Here is a 2279-nt window from a genome sequence, read left to right as displayed (position 1 = left end):
ACCTGCCCCCTCCCGCCGCACCCTGCGCTGGCTGCTGCCGCTTGCCGGGCTGGTGGTGCTGGGCGCCGGTGGCTATGCCGGCTGGCACTACTGGCAGCAACAGCAGAGTGACCGGGCAGCGCAGGTGCAGACCACGGCCGTGCAGCTGGCCGGGCTGCAGGCCACCGTCGAGGCACTGCGCCGCGACCAGCGCGCGACCAGCCAGCGGCTGCAGGATGCGGCGGCCACCAACCGCGTGCTGCGCGATGAAATGCTGGGCCTGTCCCAGCGCAGCGCACTGCTGGAAGAGAACCTGGGCCGGCTGGCCGAGAGCGCCAACCAGGGCCGCCAGGCCGTGCAGCGCGACGAGGCCGAGCTGCTGCTGACCCAGGCCGCGCAACGGCTGGCCTTTGCCGACGATGTGGAAGGCGCGCGCCGCCTGTATGCGCAGGCCGCCACCGCGCTGGCCGAACTGCCCGACAACGAAGGCCTGAACCTGCGCCAGGCGCTGGTGCAGGAACGCGACGCGCTGGATGCGCTCGGCACGGGCCCGCGGGCGCAGGCACTGCACCGTCTGGATGTGGTGGCGCAGTCGCTGCAGGGGCTGCCTTCCGAACTGCCGCCCTCGCCGGCCGAGGCGGCTGCCAAGCCGTGGTGGCAATCCGCGTTGGCGCCCTTCGTGGACATCACCCCCAGCCGCTTGAACGGCCCGCTGACCCAGGCCGAACGCGCCGCTGCCGATGACGCGCTGCAGTTGGAACTGACCCTGGCGCGTGCGGCCATCGAGCGTGGCGACCGCAGCGGCCGTGATGCCGCGCTGAACCGCGTGGCCCACTGGGCGCAGCGCCGCTGGCCGGATTCACCGGGCCTGCGCGCGCAACATGCTGAACTTCAGGCCTTGCGCAAGGCCCCGCTGCAGGCCGAAAGCAGCGTGCTTGGCAGCACCCTGCAACAACTGCGCTCCCAGACCGACCGGAGGTAACGCCCGATGAAACCCCTGCAATCCCTGGTCGTACTGCTGCTGGCCGTGGCCATCGGCGTGGTGGCCGCGCAATGGCTTGGCACCGATGACCTGAACCGCTACGGCGAAGTGACCCTGCGCTACGGCGGCTACGACTACCACAGCAACCTGCCCAAGGTGGCCCTGCTGTCGGTGATCGGCGTGCTGGTGCTGTGGCTGCTGTGGAGCCTGGTGGCGGCACCGTTCCGCGCCTGGGGCCGCTACCGCCGCAAGCAAGGCCGCGTGCGCCTGATCGACGGCCTGCAGGCTTACGAGCACGGCCAGTGGCAGCGTGCGGAAAAGCTGCTGGATGGCGCGGCCGCCGACCCGGAAGTGAGTGCGGTGGCGCTGGCCAATGCGGTGCGGAGCGCGCAGTCGCGTGCCGATGCCGCATCCGGCGAGGCGCTGCTGCAGCGCCTGGGTGAAAGCGATGCCACGCTGCATGCGCTGCTGCGCGCCGAGCAGCTGTTGGCCCGCGACCTGCCGGTGGATGCGATCAACGTGCTGGACGTGGCGGCGATCCAGCCGCTGCCGCCGCGTGGCCTGTGGCTGCGCACCGAAGCGCTGGCGCAGGCCGGGCGCGCGCACGAGGCCTACGGCCAGCTGGGCGCGCTGCGGCAGAGCAAGGTGCTGCCGGCCGACGCCAGCAGCGAACTGGAAGCCCGCCTGGCCGCGCAGGCCCTCCTGGAGGCCGGTGACGTGAACGCGCTGGCCGCGCAGTGGGAAGCCACGCCGAAAGCATTGCGGCCGACTCCGGACGTGGTGGCCGCCTATGCCACCCGCGCGGTGGCGCTGGATTGGGATGAGCCGGCGTTGCTGGCGCTGGAGCAGGCGCTGGACCATCGCTGGGATGACGAACTGGTGGCGCTGTATGGCCGCCTGCCTGCCGAGCGGCTGGCCACCCGCCAGGCCAACCTGGCGCGCTGGCGCAACGTGCATGAGCATTCGGCTGCGCTGCGGCTGGCGCAGGGTCGTATCGCCCTGGCGCAGCAGCAATGGGACGCAGCCGATGCGTTCCTGCACGAAGCCATTGCCGCCGGTGCCGGTGCGCCGGCGTGGGAGGCCCTGGGTGAAGCGTTTGCGCAGCGCGGCGAACACGCGCTGGCCGCGCAGTGCCTGGCCAATGCGCTGCGCCTGCAGCGTGGCGAGGACAGCGTGGCGCTGGTGCATGCCAGCGATGCGCCGCTGCGCAACACGGTGGAAGAGCTGCCCACCGCCGCGCAGCCGCCGGTCTACGACGCCAACGATGTGCGCGACGAGTTCGGCAACCCGCGGGTGCCGTGAGCATGGCTGAGGTGTG

The 2279-nt window shown here is 72.0% G+C and carries 2 protein-coding genes; both read left to right on the top strand.

Annotated elements, in window-relative coordinates; genetic code table 11:
• The coding region (locus IAE41_RS22175) for a uroporphyrinogen-III C-methyltransferase (protein ID WP_234458973.1) at window positions 1-961 on the top strand (961 nt) is incomplete at its 5' end.
• A 6-nt stretch (window positions 962-967) separates the two neighbouring features.
• A complete protein-coding gene (locus tag IAE41_RS22170; protein ID WP_200734589.1) occupies window positions 968-2263 on the top strand; it encodes a heme biosynthesis HemY N-terminal domain-containing protein in 1296 nt (431 codons plus the stop codon).
• Window positions 2264-2279: the final 16 nt, after the last annotated feature.

Origin of the sequence: Stenotrophomonas sp. S39, from assembly GCF_016624665.1 — a bacterium.
Lineage (GTDB): Bacteria > Pseudomonadota > Gammaproteobacteria > Xanthomonadales > Xanthomonadaceae > Stenotrophomonas.
Note: the sequence above shows the minus strand (reverse complement) of the source record. Positions and strands in the feature narration are given on the sequence as shown.